At 41.6% G+C, this 17,956-nt stretch carries 13 protein-coding genes; 3 read left to right on the top strand and 10 right to left on the bottom strand.

Annotated features, from left to right (window positions below; all coding sequences use genetic code 11):
- Positions 1-4 precede the first annotated feature (4 nt).
- The 3 genes from CWS31_RS04715 to CWS31_RS04705 all read left to right on the top strand — a co-directional run bounded on the left by CWS31_RS04715 (position 5) and on the right by CWS31_RS04705 (position 2,853).
- A complete protein-coding gene (locus CWS31_RS04715) occupies positions 5-931 on the top strand; it encodes an ABC transporter permease (protein ID WP_101344722.1) in 927 nt (308 codons plus the stop codon).
- Positions 932-995: 64 nt separating this feature from the next.
- Positions 996-2,063 carry a BMP family ABC transporter substrate-binding protein gene (locus CWS31_RS04710; protein ID WP_101344721.1) on the top strand — a complete coding sequence of 356 codons (1,068 nt, stop codon included), beginning with the start codon at positions 996-998 and terminating at the stop codon, positions 2,061-2,063.
- 226 nt (positions 2,064-2,289) lie between these two features.
- Entirely contained in the window at positions 2,290-2,853 is a 564-nt protein-coding gene (locus tag CWS31_RS04705) for a phosphoribosyltransferase (protein WP_101344720.1), read from the top strand.
- 161 nt (positions 2,854-3,014) lie between these two features.
- On the opposite strand, the gene CWS31_RS04700 is transcribed toward CWS31_RS04705, so the two are convergent.
- The 10 genes from CWS31_RS04700 to uca all read right to left on the bottom strand — a co-directional run bounded on the left by CWS31_RS04700 (position 3,015) and on the right by uca (position 17,903).
- Positions 3,015-4,373, bottom strand: a complete 1,359-nt coding sequence (locus CWS31_RS04700) for an 8-oxoguanine deaminase (RefSeq protein WP_101344719.1) — start codon at positions 4,371-4,373, stop codon at positions 3,015-3,017.
- Positions 4,374-4,528: 155 nt separating this feature from the next.
- On the bottom strand, positions 4,529-5,794 hold the full coding sequence (locus tag CWS31_RS04695; RefSeq protein ID WP_101344718.1) for an allantoate amidohydrolase: 1,266 nt from the start codon (positions 5,792-5,794) through the stop codon (positions 4,529-4,531).
- Between the two features lie 5 nt (positions 5,795-5,799).
- Positions 5,800-7,029, bottom strand: coding sequence for a pyridoxal-phosphate-dependent aminotransferase family protein (locus tag CWS31_RS04690; RefSeq protein ID WP_101344717.1), 1,230 nt, complete (start codon positions 7,027-7,029; stop codon positions 5,800-5,802).
- Between the two features lie 4 nt (positions 7,030-7,033).
- Positions 7,034-7,858 (bottom strand): sulfite exporter TauE/SafE family protein, encoded by an 825-nt coding sequence (locus tag CWS31_RS04685; protein WP_101344716.1) that lies wholly within the window; start codon positions 7,856-7,858, stop codon positions 7,034-7,036.
- A gap of 8 nt (positions 7,859-7,866) precedes the next feature.
- A complete protein-coding gene (locus tag CWS31_RS04680) occupies positions 7,867-9,435 on the bottom strand; it encodes a gamma-glutamyltransferase family protein (protein WP_101344715.1) in 1,569 nt (522 codons plus the stop codon).
- Between the two features lie 11 nt (positions 9,436-9,446).
- A complete protein-coding gene (locus CWS31_RS04675; RefSeq protein ID WP_101344714.1) occupies positions 9,447-10,640 on the bottom strand; it encodes an amidase in 1,194 nt (397 codons plus the stop codon).
- A 292-nt stretch (positions 10,641-10,932) separates the two neighbouring features.
- A complete protein-coding gene (locus tag CWS31_RS04670; RefSeq protein WP_101344713.1) occupies positions 10,933-11,415 on the bottom strand; it encodes a putative 4-hydroxy-4-methyl-2-oxoglutarate aldolase in 483 nt (160 codons plus the stop codon).
- A gap of 5 nt (positions 11,416-11,420) precedes the next feature.
- On the bottom strand, positions 11,421-12,083 hold the full coding sequence (locus CWS31_RS04665; protein ID WP_101344712.1) for a TetR/AcrR family transcriptional regulator: 663 nt from the start codon (positions 12,081-12,083) through the stop codon (positions 11,421-11,423).
- A gap of 220 nt (positions 12,084-12,303) precedes the next feature.
- Complete coding sequence (atzF, locus tag CWS31_RS04660; RefSeq protein WP_101344711.1) at positions 12,304-14,106, bottom strand: allophanate hydrolase; 1,803 nt, start codon at positions 14,104-14,106, stop codon at positions 12,304-12,306.
- A 131-nt stretch (positions 14,107-14,237) separates the two neighbouring features.
- Positions 14,238-17,903, bottom strand: a complete 3,666-nt coding sequence (gene uca, locus CWS31_RS04655) for an urea carboxylase (protein ID WP_246143366.1) — start codon at positions 17,901-17,903, stop codon at positions 14,238-14,240.
- Between the last annotated feature and the right edge of the window lie 53 nt (positions 17,904-17,956).

Below are 17,956 nucleotides of genomic sequence, written 5' to 3'. Positions count from 1 at the left end.
TGCTGTGGATTTAGATCTTATTACTAATATTTTATACGCCACTATTCGTACCGGCACACCATTGTTATTGGTGGCTTTGGGTGAAATGGTTTGTGAAAAAAGCGGTGTGTTAAACCTAGGACAAGAAGGCATGATGTTATTAGGTGCTGTTGCGGGGTTTATCGCTATGTATCATTGCGACAGTCTGTTTATTGGCTTTGCGGTTGCGGCGTTAACCGGGGTGCTTATTTCACTGCTCTTTGGCTTTATCGCTTTGAACTTAAATGCCAGCCAAGTAGCAACAGGCTTAGCCTTAACTATTTTTGGTACGGGTTTATCTGCCTTTTTAGGTGCTGATTATGAAGGTAAAACAGTTGAGGCATTACCTGAACTTGCTTTAGGTGCGTTGAAAGATATTCCTCTAATTGGTAAACCACTCTTTGCTCAAGATGCCATTGTTTATTTTAGCTGGGTGTTAGTGGTAGTTGTTTACTTATTTTTCAAACACCACCGTGGCGGATTGGCGATTCGTGCGGCAGGTGAAAACCCTGAGGTTGGTAGTAGTTTAGGCTTGCCGGTAATGCGTATTCGTTATTTAGCGGTAATGTTTGGTGGTGCTTGTGCCGGCTTAGCCGGTGGTTATTTATCGATGGCATATACACCATTATGGACCGAGAACATGACAGCAGGGCGTGGTTGGATAGCACTGGCGTTAGTGGTTTTTGCTAGCTGGCGTATTGAACGTGTCATGCTAGGCGCTTATTTATTTGGCTTTGCGAGCATTATGCACTTAGTTGCGCAAGGCTTAGGGTTATCGATTGATTCAAACTTATTAGCAATGCTGCCTTATGTGGCAACCTTAGTTGTGCTGGTAATGTTAAGTAAAGATAAAGAGCGTTTAAAGCTATTTGAACCTATGTCTTTAGCCAAGCCTTGGCATAGAAATAATTAATGCCAAATGCTTTTTAGCAATCAATTAATGAATATCATACTTTGAGAAAATATTAAGGAATATTATGAAACACCTAGTTAAAACCCTTGCCATGAGTTTGGCATTAACAACGTCGCTTGGCGCTATTGCCAAAGACACCATAAAAGTTGGTTTTGTCTATGTTAGCCCAACAGGTGAAGCAGGCTGGACCTATACTCACGATGAAGCGCGTAAGCATGTTGAAAAAAAGTTTGGTGATAAAGTATCAACAACTTATGTTGAAAGTGTTGCTGAAGGTGCTGATTCAGAACGTGTTATTAGACAATTGGCAAAAAAAGGCCATGACTTAATTTTTACCACCTCTTTTGGTTATATGAACCCAACCATTAAAGTGGCTAAGCGCTACCCGAATATTAAATTTGAGCATGCCACAGGTTACAAACAAGCAAAAAATGTTGGTGTTTATTTTGATCGTATGTATGAAAGTAGGTACTTGTCAGGAGTTATTGCTGCGCATATGTCTAAATCAAATATTGCCGGATTTGTCGCTTCATTTCCTATTCCAGAAGTACTTCGCAGTATTAACGCCTTTACATTAGGTTTTAAATCGGTGAAACCTGACGCTAAAGTGAAAGTTGTTTGGGTAAATAGTTGGTTTGATCCAGGTAAAGAGCGTGAAGCATCTGACAGTTTAATTGACCAGGGCGCTGACGTTATTACCCAACATACTGATTCACCAGCACCAGTACAAGCGGCTGAAGCTGCGGGTATCTATGCTATAGGTAGTCACTCTGACATGAGTGAATACGGTAAAAATGCCCATTTAACAGCGGTTATTCATAACTTTAATGAATTTTATGAGCAGCGTGTACAAGAAGTATTAGATGGTACTTGGCAGTCTGAAAATGTTTGGGGCGGTTTAAATACTGGCATGACAAGATTAGGAGAATTTAATGAAGTGATCCCTGAGAATGTTATTGCCGACGTGGAAGTCTTAACGACAAAAATAGCGTCGGGTGAGTTACATCCTTTTGCGGGACCACTGAAAAACCAAGCGGGCGAAATTATGGTACCTGCAGGCGAAATACCACAAGACAGCGAGCTATTAAAAATGAATTACTTGGTTGATGGGGTTGAAGGCAAGCTTAATTAATATAGCTTAATTAATATAATGGATGGCGTTTATTCATAATAAGTACATACTATTTTGCTTATACGAAGGCTATCATAGAATAGCAAAGTCCTAAATCACGCAAAATCATAAAGTTATATTGCAGGTAAGTACGTAGTCATGGCGATGATGTTATTACGATTACCTGACTTTATGTTGGCGAGTAATGGCCAACATAAAGTATTGAGCATAATCTGAGGAACAATAAATGACTAAAAAATACTACATTGGTGCAGAAGAGTTACTCAATGATTCTTTTAAATTAGGGTTAGAGGTTTATAAAAGTGACTTTAAACCTGACTTTATTGTCGCGCTATGGCGTGGCGGCACACCTGTAGGTATTGCGGTACAAGAAATCTTACATGTTTGTGGTATTCATACCGATCACATTAGTATTCGTACTTCGTCTTATACTGGTATTGGTAAACAAGATAGAAAAGTGCGCGTTCATGGTATGGACTATATATACAAGAATATTAATTGTACTGACAACTTATTGGTTGTGGATGATGTCTTTGATACTGGGTTAAGTATTAAAGCCTTTCTTGATGTTTTAAAACAAAAGTGTCGTCGTAATACCCCTGAAGATATTCGTATTGCAACGCCTTGGTATAAACCGTCGAATAACCAAACGAGTTTAGTGCCACATTACTTTTTACATAAAACGGAAGAGTGGATTGTTTTTCCACATGAATTTGATGGCTTAACCCATGATGAAATTGTTGAAAATAAACCATCGTTGAAAAAGCTGTTTGAAGAATACGGTATATAGCCGCTACTAATACTTATAGCGACTCAGCATAAGCCAGGGTGAATTATCACCCTGGCTTATGCTTTTTTTGTCATTGTTTCAGTGTATTCATTGGTAGTTCAATTGGTAGTGTATTGCTACCGTTAACTGGTGACGTCAGTGCATGGTGTTAACCTAGAACTTTAGCTAACAAGTTGCTTAGCAAGGGCATGATGACGATGACGAATAGCGTCTGTATCCTGCGATGTTAATATGCCACCTTCGACCAACCACTTGCCTTGACACATAACTGCTTGTGCACTGTGCGCACCACATAAAACTAAGGCAGCTAAGGGATCATGAGCCCCTGAAAATCGTAACTCATCGGTGTTAAATAAGGCGATATCGGCTTGTTTGCCGACAGCAAGTTCACCAATATCATCACGACCTAATACCTCAGCAGAGCCTTTAGTTGCCCAGTAAAGCGCATCTAAATGCGTGACCTCATCGGCAGAATAACGTAAACGGTTAATCAATAACGCTTGTCTGATTTCTTGCATCATATTTGAACCATCGTTTGAAGCGGAACCATCAACACCTAGGCCGACTTTTACACCTGCAGCCGCTAGCTCCTTGGTGCGACAAATGCCTGAGGCTAATATCATGTTTGACGACGGACAATGAGCTACACCTATCTTAGCTTTGCCTAAACGGTTAATTTCTTCATCGTTAAAGTGGATGCCATGCGCTAACCAGACATCGCTGGCTAACCAGTTAACCGACTCTAAATAATCAAGCGGGCGTAAGCCAAACATGTTTAAACAGAAGTTGTTTTCGTCTTCGGTTTCAGCGAGGTGGGTATGCAGCATCACCTGGTGTTGACGCGCAAGCTTAGCGGTTTCTTTCATCAGTTCAGTACTGACTGAAAAGGGCGAACACGGTGCTAAAGCAATATTGATCATACTACCGGCTTTAGGGTCGTGGTAGCGTTTAATCAGTCGGGCAGAGTCTTCAAGGATGGCTTCATCGGTTTGCACGGTTTGTTGCGGTGGTAAACCACCGTCTTTTTCGCCTAAGCTCATAGAACCGCGCGTAAGGGTAACTCGACAACCGATCTCTTGTGCCGCGGCAACTTGTATATCGATAGCATCTTCAATAGCTTGGGGGAATAAATAATGGTGATCGGCAACTGTGGTACAACCCGAAAGAAGAAGCTCTGCTAAGCCAAGTTGGGTTGAGGTACATACCATGTCTGGCATTAACTTAGCCCAAATTGGATAAAGGCTTTTTAACCAAGGAAATAATGACTTATTAATGGCTGAGGGTAACGCCCGGGTTAGTGTTTGATACAGATGATGATGGGTATTGATCAAGCCTGGTAATAGTACCAGTTTTGATGCATCAAAGGTTTCGTCAATTGTTGATGATGGCTGACAGCCTGCTGCGACTAATTCAATAATAATGCCGCTATGGGTATCGATGACAATGCCGTTATCTGCATTGTTGTTATTTGCGGTATAAACCGTTAGGGGTGATTTAATCCAAAGGTGCTGCTGTTTCATAATCCTGCCTGTGTTAAGGAGCATGGACAATAAAAAGAGAATAGATCTCTGCCATAGCTCGTATTTTAAAATAGAGTTATGACAGTGACTTGCGTGTTAATCTGTCGAGTTAGTTTGGTGCTTGCTTAGCCTTATGGGGTACTAAGCGAGTCTAACTAGTTTAGCATTTTTTCTTTTTGCATAACAATCGCGCTATACAGTACCGCTATGGCTTTAACAATGTCATCATCGATAACTGCTTCTTTTGGGTGATGGCTGATACCACCGGGACTGCGAATAAATAACATACCCATAGGGCAAATTGGCGCAACAGCCATAGCGTCATGGCCTGCACCGGAAGGTAATAAAGGTGAATTTTCGTTATTGAGTTGACACGCTGCTTGCAACAGATTTTTAATGTCACTATCGCAATCAACGGCAGCGGCTTGATGTGTCCATTGCCAATCTAAGGTGAGCTTGCGCTTGGTAGCGATAGTTTCAGCGCGCTGTTTTATCTGAGTTAATAATACCTCAAGGTCGTTATCGTCTTGGGCGCGGGCATCTAAACTAAAGAGCGTAAATCCCGGAATGACATTGGTAGCACCTGGTTTTGCTTCAATTTGGCCAACAGTTGCTACTTCGCCGTTATTAGCGGATTTGGCTAATTGTTCTATGGCAACTATTAATTCAGCAGCGCCAGCTAAGGAGTCTTGACGCAAAGGCAGCGGCGTAGTGCCGGCATGGCCACTACAACCGGTATAAGAAATCATTGCCCGTTTGGCTCCGGCAATCGCGGTAACAATACCCAGTGCTTGTTGTTGATGCTCTAATACCGGGCCTTGCTCAATATGGGTTTCCCAATAGGCAAGTATTTCATCAGGGTTGAGCGCTGATTCAGCATACTTTTCAGTATCTAAACCAAAAGCAATCATGGCTTCACGCATTGAAATGCCGTCAACATCTTTGATTGATAGCCAATTAGCGTCGAATTGTCCGGCTAATGCTTTTGAGCCAATTAAGGTGGTGGCAAAACGAGTGCCTTCTTCATCACAAAAACCGACAACGTCAAGATGAAATGGTAAGTCGAGTTGCTTTTTAGTGACTAAATCCGCTAATTCAATGGCTAGCATTACCCCTAAAATACCATCGTAAGCGCCAGCATTAGGCACAGTGTCGAGGTGTGAGCCGATAATTAACCGTTTTGCGTTAGGCGTTGTCGATTCTATACGGCCCCATTGATTGCCGACACTGTCTTGCCAGGTTTTCATACCAGCAGCTGTCATCCACTCACTGACAACGCGATTACATTCTTTATGCTCAATGCTTAAGTATTGGCGTAAGATGCCATCGTGCATTGCACTGATTTTACTTAAGGTTGTACAACGATTTAACGAACGTTGGGCATGTGCTTTGGCTGTGGCGTGATCTAATATCGGCATCATTTATCCTATTTATAATACGCTAATGCAGCAAGGGCGGCTTCGCCTTTCGGGCCTTTGTAGCCATTGGCATGCAAGCACATATCTAAACAGGATAAGGTTTGTAATACCGCATCTTTACGCGCGTTATAGCCCATAGTGCCTATACGCCATACTTGACCATGCAAGGGGCCAAAAGATGTGCCAATTTCAATGCCAAAATCAAGTAACATTTGGTTGCGCACGGTATCGCCGTCTACCTCATCAGGTATGTAAACAGCGACAACATTATTCATTTTATTGCTAATGTCACCAAACACTTTTAAACCCAAGGCTTGTACACCCGCTAACATGGCGCCGCCATGTAATTGATGACGGGCCACGGCTTGGTCAACACCTTCTTCAATAACGATACGCGCACATTCTGACGCGCAATAAAGCATGCTTGTCGCTTCGGTGTGGTGATTAAGTCGCTCTTCGCCCCAATAATCCATGATCATGCCTAAATCAAAGTAGTTTGAACGGACAAAAGGTTCAATGCCTTGGACATGATCTACGGTGCGAATACCTGCTTCTACTTTTTTACGCTGCTTGATCCAGTCAGCACATTTATCACTGAGGGTGATAGGTGCTGAACCAGAAGGGCCGCCTAAACATTTTTGTAAACCAATAGAGACGGCGTCGATTTTCCATTTGTCGACCGGTAAGTGATTACCGACTACAGAGGCGGTCGCGTCACAATAAAACAACACATCATTGGCTTCACATATATCGCCAATATGTTCCAAAGGTTGGTTCATGGTTGTTGATGTATCACCTTGCACCATGGCTAAAACACGTGGTTTTATCTTTTTAATTGCAGTTTCAATTTGTTCGGGTTTAAATACTTCACCCCAAGGTACTTCAATGGTGTGAACTTCTGCTTTAGCGCGTTCAGCAATTTCAGCCAGTAGATGGCCAAATCGCCCCATAATAGGAACTAGCACTTTATCGCCCGGACGAAGCATTGATACCAACATGGCTTCTATACCTGCACGCGAAGTACCGTCAATCAACATAGTCCATTGATTTTTTGTTTTAAACACTTCGCGGTAACGTGCCATAGTTTCATTCATAAAACCTGTCATTGCTGGATCATATTGACCAATTAATTGCGCCGACATAGCGCGTAATACCCTAGGGTCGGCATTAATCGGTCCAGGGCCCATTAACAGTCGTTGTGGCGGATTTAATACTTGAAAGTCTGTTGTTATGGTCATGATATTATATTCCTGTGGCTTGCATTAACATACGAATACCCGTCAGCATCAGTACTACGGCAAAGGCACGTTTCAATTGTTTTTGATCGAGTTTACTGCCTATTTTTACGCCGATAGGGGCAAATAAAATGGTCAGTGGAATGATGAGTAAAAAGGCTGGAATATTAACTAAGCCAAGTGTTCCTATTGGCGCGTCTGTAGGCGTTGTACCAACAGCTAGTAAGGTAAGTACTCCAGGTAAAGCAATGAGTAAACCAAAAACAGCGGCAGTACCAACAGCAACATGAGCGCGAACATTAAAAGCCGTTAATAAAGGCACACCAATAGTTCCGCCGCCAATCCCTATCATCACCGATAAACCACCCACAGTTGATGCCATGATACCTTGACCGAACTTGCCAGGAAGTTTTTGCATAAGGGCAGGTGCACCCGCACGAAACAACATGTTGCAACTGACGGAAATGGCGATAATGGCAAACATAAGTGTGAGTGCATTACCCCGTACATAGTGAGCTAATAAGCTACCGATAATAGCCATTATTAAAATAAATGGTGCCCAGTATTTCAGTAAGCTGACATCGACATTGCCTTTAAGATAATGTGATCGAATTGACGATACTGATGTTGGTACTATGGTTGCCAACGATGTTGCTGTCGCAATCATCATTGCTGATTCAGGACTTACGCCAAAGCCTTGTAATAAAAAATACAGCACAGGGACAATAACAATACCGCCACCTACACCAAAAAGTCCCGCGAGAAGACCTGCAAAGATACCGGTTACAATTAAAGCGACCACAATAGGCCACTGGTTTATTATTTCAGTCATTAATTTTCCTAAGTTACTTTTGCCACAATAGCGTGGCCGTCAGAGCGAGGATCAGTTGCAGCCTCTAAAGTATCGGTTGAATCGAGTATGGCGCCAGCATGGCCCATCATTTCGTTATTATCAGGTACGCTTACCCAATCATGGCTTCGAGCAGTTAAGTTACCGCCTATGCTGTTAGCCAAGCTTTGTTCTATTTTTAAGTTATTACTACTATCGCCCCACGTACGCCCTAATAACCAACGCGGGTCAGCTACTGCTTGTTGTATTGTTTTATTACGCCAAACATAACCGGTAAAAATAGCGGCTTGAGTTTGTGGCTGTCCTTCACCGCCCATAGTGCCGTAAGCAAGGCGTCTACCATCTGAAAACTTCGCTAACGCTGGGTTTAAAGTGTGCGCAGGCTTTTTCTCTGAAGATAAGGTGTTAATGGCGTCAGTCGCCAAGGTGAAACTCACGCCACGGTTATTCCAAACAAAGCCGCCTTCAGACATGGCAACGCCACTACCAAATTCCCAATAAATACTTTGAATAAAACTCACTAATTGCCCGTATTTATCGCGCGAAGCCATCCAAACGGTGTCGCCCGGTGTAACATCTAGCGGCCAAGGTTTGGCTTTATTCATGCTAATATCGTTAGCCATTGCTTCAATAACTTGCGCACTTAATGCTTGTTGGTAAGCGTCGGTTAACATTACCGGATCAGCCCATAAATCAGGGCGTTTGGTAAAGCTTTGTTTAGTAGCTTCAACAATTAAATGAACCCAGTCAGCTTCTGATGTTGCTTGCTGTTTTAGCTGGTCAATTACCGCTAAAATTTGTAATGAATTAACACCTTGCGTTGGCGCAGGAAGATTGAAGCAGTCAATACCACTAATATTCACCGTCAGTGGCGTTACTTGAATGGCTTTTGTATTTAGTAAGTCTTGCTCGGTAAGTGGGCTACCTGCTTGCGATAAGTCTTTTACAAACGATTGCGCTAACTCACCTTGGTAAAATGATGACAAACCGTGACGAGTTAAGTGCTCAAACGTATTCGCTAACGCTGAACTTTTAAAGTTATCACCTTGTTTTAAAGTGCTGCCATTTGGCTGATAAAGCGCGTTAAAAGCTGAATTACGTTGTTCAACAGTTGCCAACTTTTCACTTGCAGCTTGTAAGCTAGCTGACACAGTGAAGCCACGTTTGGCAGTATCAATAGCTGGCGCCAATATTCTTGATAATGGCAGTTTGCTATTTTTGTCTAAACGTAGTGCTTCTTCCCAACCTCTGATAGTGCCTGCTTGGGTTAATGCGCTTAATCCGCCTCGCGCTGGAATAGTTTGCAGGGAGTTGTAATCACTAATATTAGCGGCAGAACGTCCGCAAGCGTCAATAGCGAACGGTTGCTTTTGTTCTGGGTTATCAATTAACCAAAAGCCATCACCGCCAATTGAATTCATGTGCGGGTAAACGACGGTTATCATCGCGGCAGCGGCAACCATAGCTTCTGTGGCTGTGCCACCTTCTTTTAAAATATTAATACCAGCTTCAGTGGCATCAGCATGCGGCGCGGTAAAAGCAATATTTGCTTGAGTCATTAGCTTTCCACCTAAATTGTAGTGTCGGCACTAGCCGCTAGATTTTGACATGTTTCAAGCAAACTTTTGTCATTACCTTGGCTCATTAATAATGAAAAGCCATAAGGGTGACCTTGTGCTGATTGGCTAAAAGGTAAATGTACCTGCGCAGAGCGACTTAACCCTGCAATAGCTGATAAGGTTAATATTTGCATGCGTAAGGTACTGGTATCGGCTCCGATTTTAGGGGCCGTAGTTGGTGTTGTTGGCAAAAATAAACAAGTAGAAGTATTTAAATTATCTGCCATAATTTTTTGCCAGGCTTTTTGAACCTTTAAGGCTTCACGCTCTTCTTGTTCAGTTAATGACATAGCCATGGTAAAACGTCCTGCTACCGCAGCTGAAAATATCGGATTTTGAGCGCTGATCCATTGTCCATGTTGTTGAGCAATATTGCGTCCTTGGAGAATTCTAAAGGCATCCGCTAATTCTGAAATAATCTCGGTATTGGCTAAGTTAAAGCTGCGACAATGGCTAAAGTGTTGTTTAGCTTGTGTTAATGATTGTTCAAGCAGGGGTTGTAACTCAGTAGCCACTAAATCAAATAACGGTTCGCAAACCAGCAAGGTATTAACCTGGTTGACGGTTTGCGCTGGCAATAACACATCACCGACTTCTTGTAGCAATGAGGCGCTATTTGTTAACCAACCTATGGTGTCAAAGTCTTTTGCCAGCGGAATTAAGCCATCTTTAGCAATAACACCATGACTGGGTCTAATACCAAATAAACCACAATAACTGGCAGGAATTCGAACCGATCCACCAGTATCTGTACCCAAGCCTATATCAACGAGGTTTGCAGCAACAGCTGCGGCAGAGCCCATGGAAGAACCACCACAAGCATGACCTTTTACTTTAGGGTTTTCTGCAACGCCATAATGAATATTATTACCTTCAAGGCTGTAAGCTATTTCGTCCGTATGGGTAAAACCAACGAATTGGCAACCTTGAGCCATTAACTTATCAATGGCGCTTGCTGTGGTCGTTGCTTTAGCTGCTTGGGCAAACCAGTCAGGATTACCTGCACTATTTTTTTCTCCAGCAACAGCAAATAAATCTTTTACCCCGAGGCGTAAACCAGCCAATGCCCCTTGTTTTGTGGTTTGCCAATTTTTGGGGCCATGAGCACAAAATATTGCTGGATATTGATTAATATTGTTATTCATTTAATACTCTACTTTGTACGCTATTTAATAAGCGAATGAAGTCTGTGATTTAACTGAATACATGAGTCTTGGTATTCAAGTAAAACATTTAATAGCGACTTTTCTTTGCTAATAACTAAGCAAGAGTAATGCCAAAACAAATAAAGCTGTCCGATCGGTCAGGTAGTTGGGTTTGAATGTTAAATCTAGAAAAAAGTACACAGAAGGATCTTGTGGTAATCCCTAAATTGGTGCTTCTATTGCACCAATTTAGTTATGACGACATCATTTAGCTAAGTTTTTAATAATAGGTTTATAATAATGGTTTTTTACTGATTACCAGGCCATTAATATCGGCGTATAGCCAATCGTTTGGATTAATTTTTGCGGATAACAGTGTTACTGGTTGATTGCTATCACCAAAACCACGTTTTAAGGTGCTTCTAGGGGTAACCCCTAGTGACATAACGGCAATATCCATTTCAGCTAATATCTCAATGTCACGACAGCAACCATTAACAATAACGCCAGCCCAACCATTTTTAATAGCATTTTCAGCCATAATATCGCCGATAAAAGCATATTTATTACTAGCGAATCCATCAATAACTAAGACTTTACCTTGCCCAGGTTGCTTTAACGCGTTAACAGCAAAGCTGTTGTCTTCAGGGCAGGTAACGGTAACTGCTTGACCAAAAAATTTCAGTTTTTTACCAAATAATTGCAAGCCACTTTCGGCCACCTGTACTTGGTCTCTATACTCATCAAATAAATCAGGGGTAGTAAAATCGTTCATTATGGTTAGTCGCTATTTTCGTTAGGGTTGTCAGGAATAGAAAGCCCTACACCCTTGAGTGTTATTTGTGCAATAGAGTGGGTTATACCTTCAATGTCAGAATCTTCATATTCAAGTTTATTCAGCAGTAGTAGCACTTCTGCTTGGAAATCAGCGTAATACTGGCTGTTAGCCCAGATGGAAAATAAAAGATGACTCGGGTCAATTTGATCCATTTTTCCAGCATCCATCCATGCTTGTAATATTTGACATTTTTCACGCATCCATGGACGCGTATTTTTACGCATGTAACCTTGTAGATATGGTGCGCCACGAATAATTTCAGTGGCAAATAAACGTGATTGCATTGATTGACTAATGGCTAAAGTGACTTTGCTCTTAATGTAGTTATAAAGCACTTCAGCAGGATCATCATCTACGGAGATATCTTTAAGACCTAAATTCCAAGTGACGATAATGCGATCAAATACTGCCTCATATAAATTATCCTTATTTTTAAAGTAGTAAAGAACATTGGCTTTAGGTACTTCAGCCTCTTGGGCGATCATGCTCATGCTGGCGCCATCATAACCGAGTTGGGAAAATAGCTTTTCTGCAGCAGTTAAGATTAATTGCTGGTTTTTTTCGCGAGTGGCTTCTTTTTTATTTTTCTTTATTGGCTCAGACATTTTTTAATAGTAATTATTATTGGTGAATACTATTATTAACCGAAAGGTCAGTAATTTAAAGCGCTAAATTTGATAACGGCTTTATTTTAATAAATTAGCAATAAAAAACCAGCTTATATAAATTTAGCTGGTTTTTAAAATGTTGTTATTTTATCTAACTCATCTCAGGCTAAGGCCTGTCGCATACGAAAGTAAAACGGTAATTAAGGTTATTCACTGTTTACGCCGTTTGTGCTTTATAAGCGCGCCAACTGCCAAAGCTGGATATATTGTTACCCGCTGCAGCATGACCTTCGGCAATAAAACCTGTTAACCAACGACCATCGGCCAACTCTACTTTACCTATACCTAATGGTTGAGCAATACCAGCAACAAAAGAGCCGAAAGCCTCAATAGGTAAGCGCCATACTTCTACTTCGAAGCTAGTACCTTTTTGTTGATCAAATACACCATTACGAATCATTGCAGGGCGTTCTATCTCACCTGCTATTGAATACATTTGGTATTTGGCTGCAGATTGGGTTTGTTCAATTAGCACTGCTTTACGATCGGTTAATTGCCAGTTTAACGCCATACCTGATAAATGTGCACCACACACAACCACATCGATAAACGCGTCACTCTCGGTAGATAATGTTGTTTTTGGTAGCGTCCAACCTGTTGCTCCTAACGATAATTGCGCATCATCTTGAATGCGTTTAGCGTAGGTTAATAATTTTTGGTCAGTAAAAGCATCACTAAATAAGGTTACACCAAAAGGTAAGCCTTTAGAGGTGAATTTTGTTGGCACTGCGATGGCAGTATAATCAAGTAAGTTCATGAAATTAGTGTAATATCCTAGTTGTGAGTTATACAACATTGGCTCTTGTGCAATTTCATCTAAGGTGAAATGACGACCTGCGGTTGGTGTTACTAGCACATCAACTTGCCCAATAAGTTTGTCTGCAAGTTTCTTTAACGACTGTAATCGGTATAGGGCGTAAAAAGTATCTACTGCGCTGTGTTTGTCACCCTGACTGATAATAGTGCGAGTTACATCCATCATTACTTCAGGTTGCTCTTCTAAAATATCTTGTGTGGCAATGTAACGCTCTGCTACCCAAGGTCCTTCGTATAATAACTTGGCGGCATCGAGTAATGGCGTAAAGTCTAGTTCAACTTTGGTGCCGCCCAATTTTTCAAGTGCTGTAACCGCTTGAATAAAAGCGCGTTCGTAAGAGTCACAACCAAAAAAGGCTAATTGCTCGGCTTTTGGAATAGCAAAAGTAAATTTGTTATTAAGAACCACAGGTTTGATATTTTCAGCAATATTTTTGCGGGCGTATCTGTCGTCTTCATCATACTTAGCCGCAACTTGAAATACCGTGTTGGCATCATCTGCGGTTAAGGCAAAAATGCTTACGCAATCTAAACTACGACAAGCAGGAACAACACCGGAGGTTGATAACAAACCTTTACTCGGCTTTAAGCCAACTAAGTTATTAAAACAAGCCGGTACGCGACCAGAGCCTGCGGTGTCAGTACCTAACGCAAAGCTTACAATACCTTTGGCGGTTGCAACTGCAGAACCAGAGCTTGAACCACCTGATATATATTTAGGGTTAAAGCTGTTAGGCGTTGCGCCATAAGGTGAACGAGTGCCTACTAAGCCTGTAGCAAATTGGTCTAAATTGGTTTTACCTAACGGAATTGCACCAGCGGCAATTAACTCTTCAACCACAAACGCAGATTTTTCAGGTGTATATGCAAATTCAGCGCACGCTGCTGTAGTTGGAATACCGGCTAAATCAATATTATCTTTTATCGCAAATGGTACGCCATAAAGCGGATGCGTTTCAGGTGACATATTTTTCAAATTAGCTAAATAAGGCGCTATTTCTGTTTCGGTTAATAAATGAATCCATACCGCCGTTAACGATTTTGCTTCAACCAGTAATGATTTGATTAATTGCTCAGGGCTTGTTTCGCCTGACGCATAAGCTTTTTGTAGTGTGTTAATGCTTAAGTTAATATCTGTAGTCATGGTAATAATCCTTAATCTTTTCTAATCTGTTAATACTTTGAGCCTAGAACCTAGTACCTAGAGCCTAGGATCTAGATGCTAGGAACCTAAGCTCTATGTGTTTTTATATTGCTACACTTTAATTTCGATGACTAAAAGGCTTCGATGACTAAAAGCGCTTGTCCGGCATCAACTTGTTGACCTGATTTCGCTAATACTTTGGCAACTTTAGCTTTTTCGAATGAAGTGATATCAATCTCCATTTTCATAGACTCTAAAACCACGAGCGAATCACCGGTATCAACAATTTGACCTTCTTTAACATTGATTTGCCATACGCTACCTGCAGCGGTTGATTCCACTAAATATTGGTTTGGCGCTAATTCAATGGCTTCACTGTTATCAGCATCTTGTTCTTCAAAGGTATAGTTAAGTTGTCCGTTAGCTTTCCAATCTGCCATTTCGTTAGCAAATGCGGCTTCACGTTTGGCGTTAAAGGCTTTAATGTCGGCTTCACGTTTTGCCCATTGTTCATTAAGCTCAGGCATTGAAACCACGCTTTTTTCAATTTTTGGCTGCCAGTTACCTAATGGGAAGTCTTCGCGAAATTGCGCTAGTTCTTCATTGCTTACTGGGTAGAATTTAATTTGATCGAACAAACGTAATAACCACGGTTGAGTGAATACCTCGTTTGAACGGTAACGGTTCCACATTTGTACGGTACGACCAACAAACTGATAGCCACCAGGACCTTCCATGCCGTAAATACACATGTACGCACCACCAATACCTACAGAGTTTTCAGCAGTCCATGTACGTGCAGGGTTGTATTTAGTAGTAACTAAACGATGACATTGATCAAGCGGCGTTGCTACGGGGGCGCCTAAGTAAACATCACCTAAACCAAGTACTAAATAGTTGGCATCGAAAACGATTTTTTTAACTTCTTCAATATCACCTAAACCGTTAATGCGGCGAATAAACTCTAAGTTTGACGGGCACCAAGGCGCGTCTTTACGTACCGATTGAATGTATTTTTCAATGGCTTTTTGACACGCTTCATCGTCCCAACTTAAGGGTAAATGTACAACGCGTGATTCGAAACTTAATTGGCTAGTATCACCAAGGGCAATATCAATGGCTTTTAACTGTGCGATTAAATCAGCAACAGGCAAGGTTAAGCTATCAAAATGCACTTGCAGTGAACGAATACCTGGCGTTAATTCTAATACGCCTTGAATATTAGCGTCACCAACCGCTTCAAATAACGCTTGTACACGAGCACGTAAGGTTAAATCTAAAATTAACTCGCCGTATTCTACTAATAAGAACTTATCTCCTGCTTGGCGGAATATAACGTCAGGCTCACCATCGTTGGTGATTAACTGATCAATAATAGGGGTGATAGCATCAGCTGTTTTATATTCAGGTGTTTGCACTGAAAGCTCAGTAATTTGTTTTAACTGTGCTTGTTCAATAATGTTGGCGTTAGGTAAATCAACCACTTCAAACTGTACTGTGTCACCTGCTTTTAATTGACCTAGTTTCCATAAATCAGCACTGATCACGGTAAACGGACAAACAAAACCGCCTAAACTTGGGCCGTCGGGGCCTAAAATTACCGGCATATCACCAGTAAAATCAACGGTACCAAACGCATAAGCATTGTCATGAATGTTGGATGGGTGAAGACCTGCTTCACCACCAGTTTCACGTGCCCAATCAGGTTTAGGGCCTATTAAGCGAATACCTGTACGGCTTGAGTTGTAATGAATTTTCCATTGATGTGACTGAATAGTTTCAATATCACTTGGCGTGAAAAAGTCTGGCGCACCATGCGGGCCGTACATTACACGTAACGTCCAGGTATCAGTTACTGGTGTTATTACTTGTTCTGGTATTTTAGCTGGCGCTTGAATAGGTTGAGCTGTTTGCTCCGTTAATTGTAAAAAATCACCGGTACGCAAAGCACGACCACAATGACCACCGAATTGACCTAGGGTAAAGGTACTTTTACTGCCTAAATAATCAGGGCATTGAATACCACCAGCAAAGGCGATATAAGCACGTGCACCGTCTTTTTTAACGTTGCCTGTTTTTAATATTTGACCGGCTTTAATGGTGATAATTTGGTTGTTAGCTTGTACTTCGTCATCAAGCCATACATCAATTTCAGCACCAGTAACCACTACTTGGGTATCGCTGTAAAACTGTAAGCTTGGGCCTTGAATGGTGATCTCTAACCCTGCGGCATCAGCGCTATTTTTTAGTAAGCTATTTGCTATACAAAATGAGTAAGAGTCGAATGGGCCTGAAGGTGGTACACCAATGTTCCAGTAACCACCACGGGCAGGGTAATCTTGCACTGAGGTCATGGTGCCAGCTTTTAATACTTCAAAGCCTACATACTGGGCAACAAAGTCGTTTAAGCTGCGAGTAAACATTTTACCTTGTTGGAAAATGTCAGATTGTAATATCTGGCGCACGTAATCCATATTGGTGGTTATGCCATACAAGCTTGATTCTGCTAAAACGCTATCTAATTTGCTAATGGCAATTTCACGGTCATCACAATGTACCATCACTTTGGCAAGCATAGGGTCGAAAAATGGTGAAACCGTTAAACCAGACTCTAACCAGTGATCAATACGAATATTGTCACCTGTTGGCCATTCAACTTGTGTTAATAAACCCGCAGACGGTTGAAAGTTTTTTACTGGGTTTTCTGCGTAAACACGGGCTTGAATAGCGTGACCTTTTGGCGTTAAATTGGCAATTTCACTTAAGTCTAAACCACTTAACACTCCATCTTTTTCAGCGTAGTTAGCCGCAACTTTTAACATCCATTCTACTAAATCAACGTTATAACAAAGTTCAGTTACACCATGCTCAACTTGTAAGCGAGTGTTCACTTCTAAAAAGTAAAATTTGTCGCTGTCGTGGTCGTAAATAAATTCAACAGTACCTGCGTTTAAGTAGTTAATAGACGCCATTAATGATTTAGCGGTAGCTAACATGGCTTGACGTGTTGCTTCAGGTAAGTTTGGTGCTGGTGTTTCTTCAACAACCTTTTGGTTTCTGCGTTGGCTTGAACAATCTCGCTCGCCTAAAGTGACTACTTCGCCTGCGCCGTTGGCAATTACTTGTACTTCAATATGGCGGGCTTTTTCAACGAATTTTTCTAAAAACACACCATCGTTTGAGAAGTTTTGTGCGCCTAAATGCTTAACGTTAATAAAAGCTTTTTCAAGCTCTGGTTGAGAGTCACAACGTTGCATACCAATACCACCACCACCGGCAGTACTTTTAAGCATAATAGGAAAGCCGATATTGTTGGCCGCTGTAATCACTTCGTCTAAATTGGCTAATAAGCCAGTACCTGGTACGTTTGGTACGCCAGCCGCTTCGGCTAAATCGCGGGCTTGATGTTTTAAGCCAAAGTCGATCATTTGATGAGGGCGTGGGCCAATAAAAGTAATACCCGCTTGGGTTAATTTTTCTGAAAAATCAGCATTTTCGCTTAAGAATCCGTAGCCAGGGTGAATTGCTTGTGCACCCGTTTTTTTGGCTATGGCAATAATTTGGTCTTGATTTAAATAAGTAGTGCTCGCAGCACCTTCGCCTAAACTATAGGCTTCATCGGCTTGCGATACATGAAGCGACTCTCTGTCTGCTTCTGAATAAACGGCAACGCTGGCAATACCTAAGCGCTTTAAGGTACGGATAATGCGACAGGCAATAGCGCCACGGTTAGCAATTAATACTTTGGTAAACATCTTTTGTGCAAATTGTGTTGTGGTAATCGTAGAAGTCGGCATAATTTTACTCGTTTATTTAATGTTTAAAATGGGTCGTCCCGGTTCAAACAATG

The organism is Colwellia echini, from assembly GCF_002843355.2.
GTDB classification, from domain to species: Bacteria; Pseudomonadota; Gammaproteobacteria; order Enterobacterales; family Alteromonadaceae; genus Colwellia; species Colwellia echini.
The sequence above is the reverse complement of the archived record's forward strand: the minus strand, read 5'-3'. Positions and strand labels throughout refer to the sequence as shown.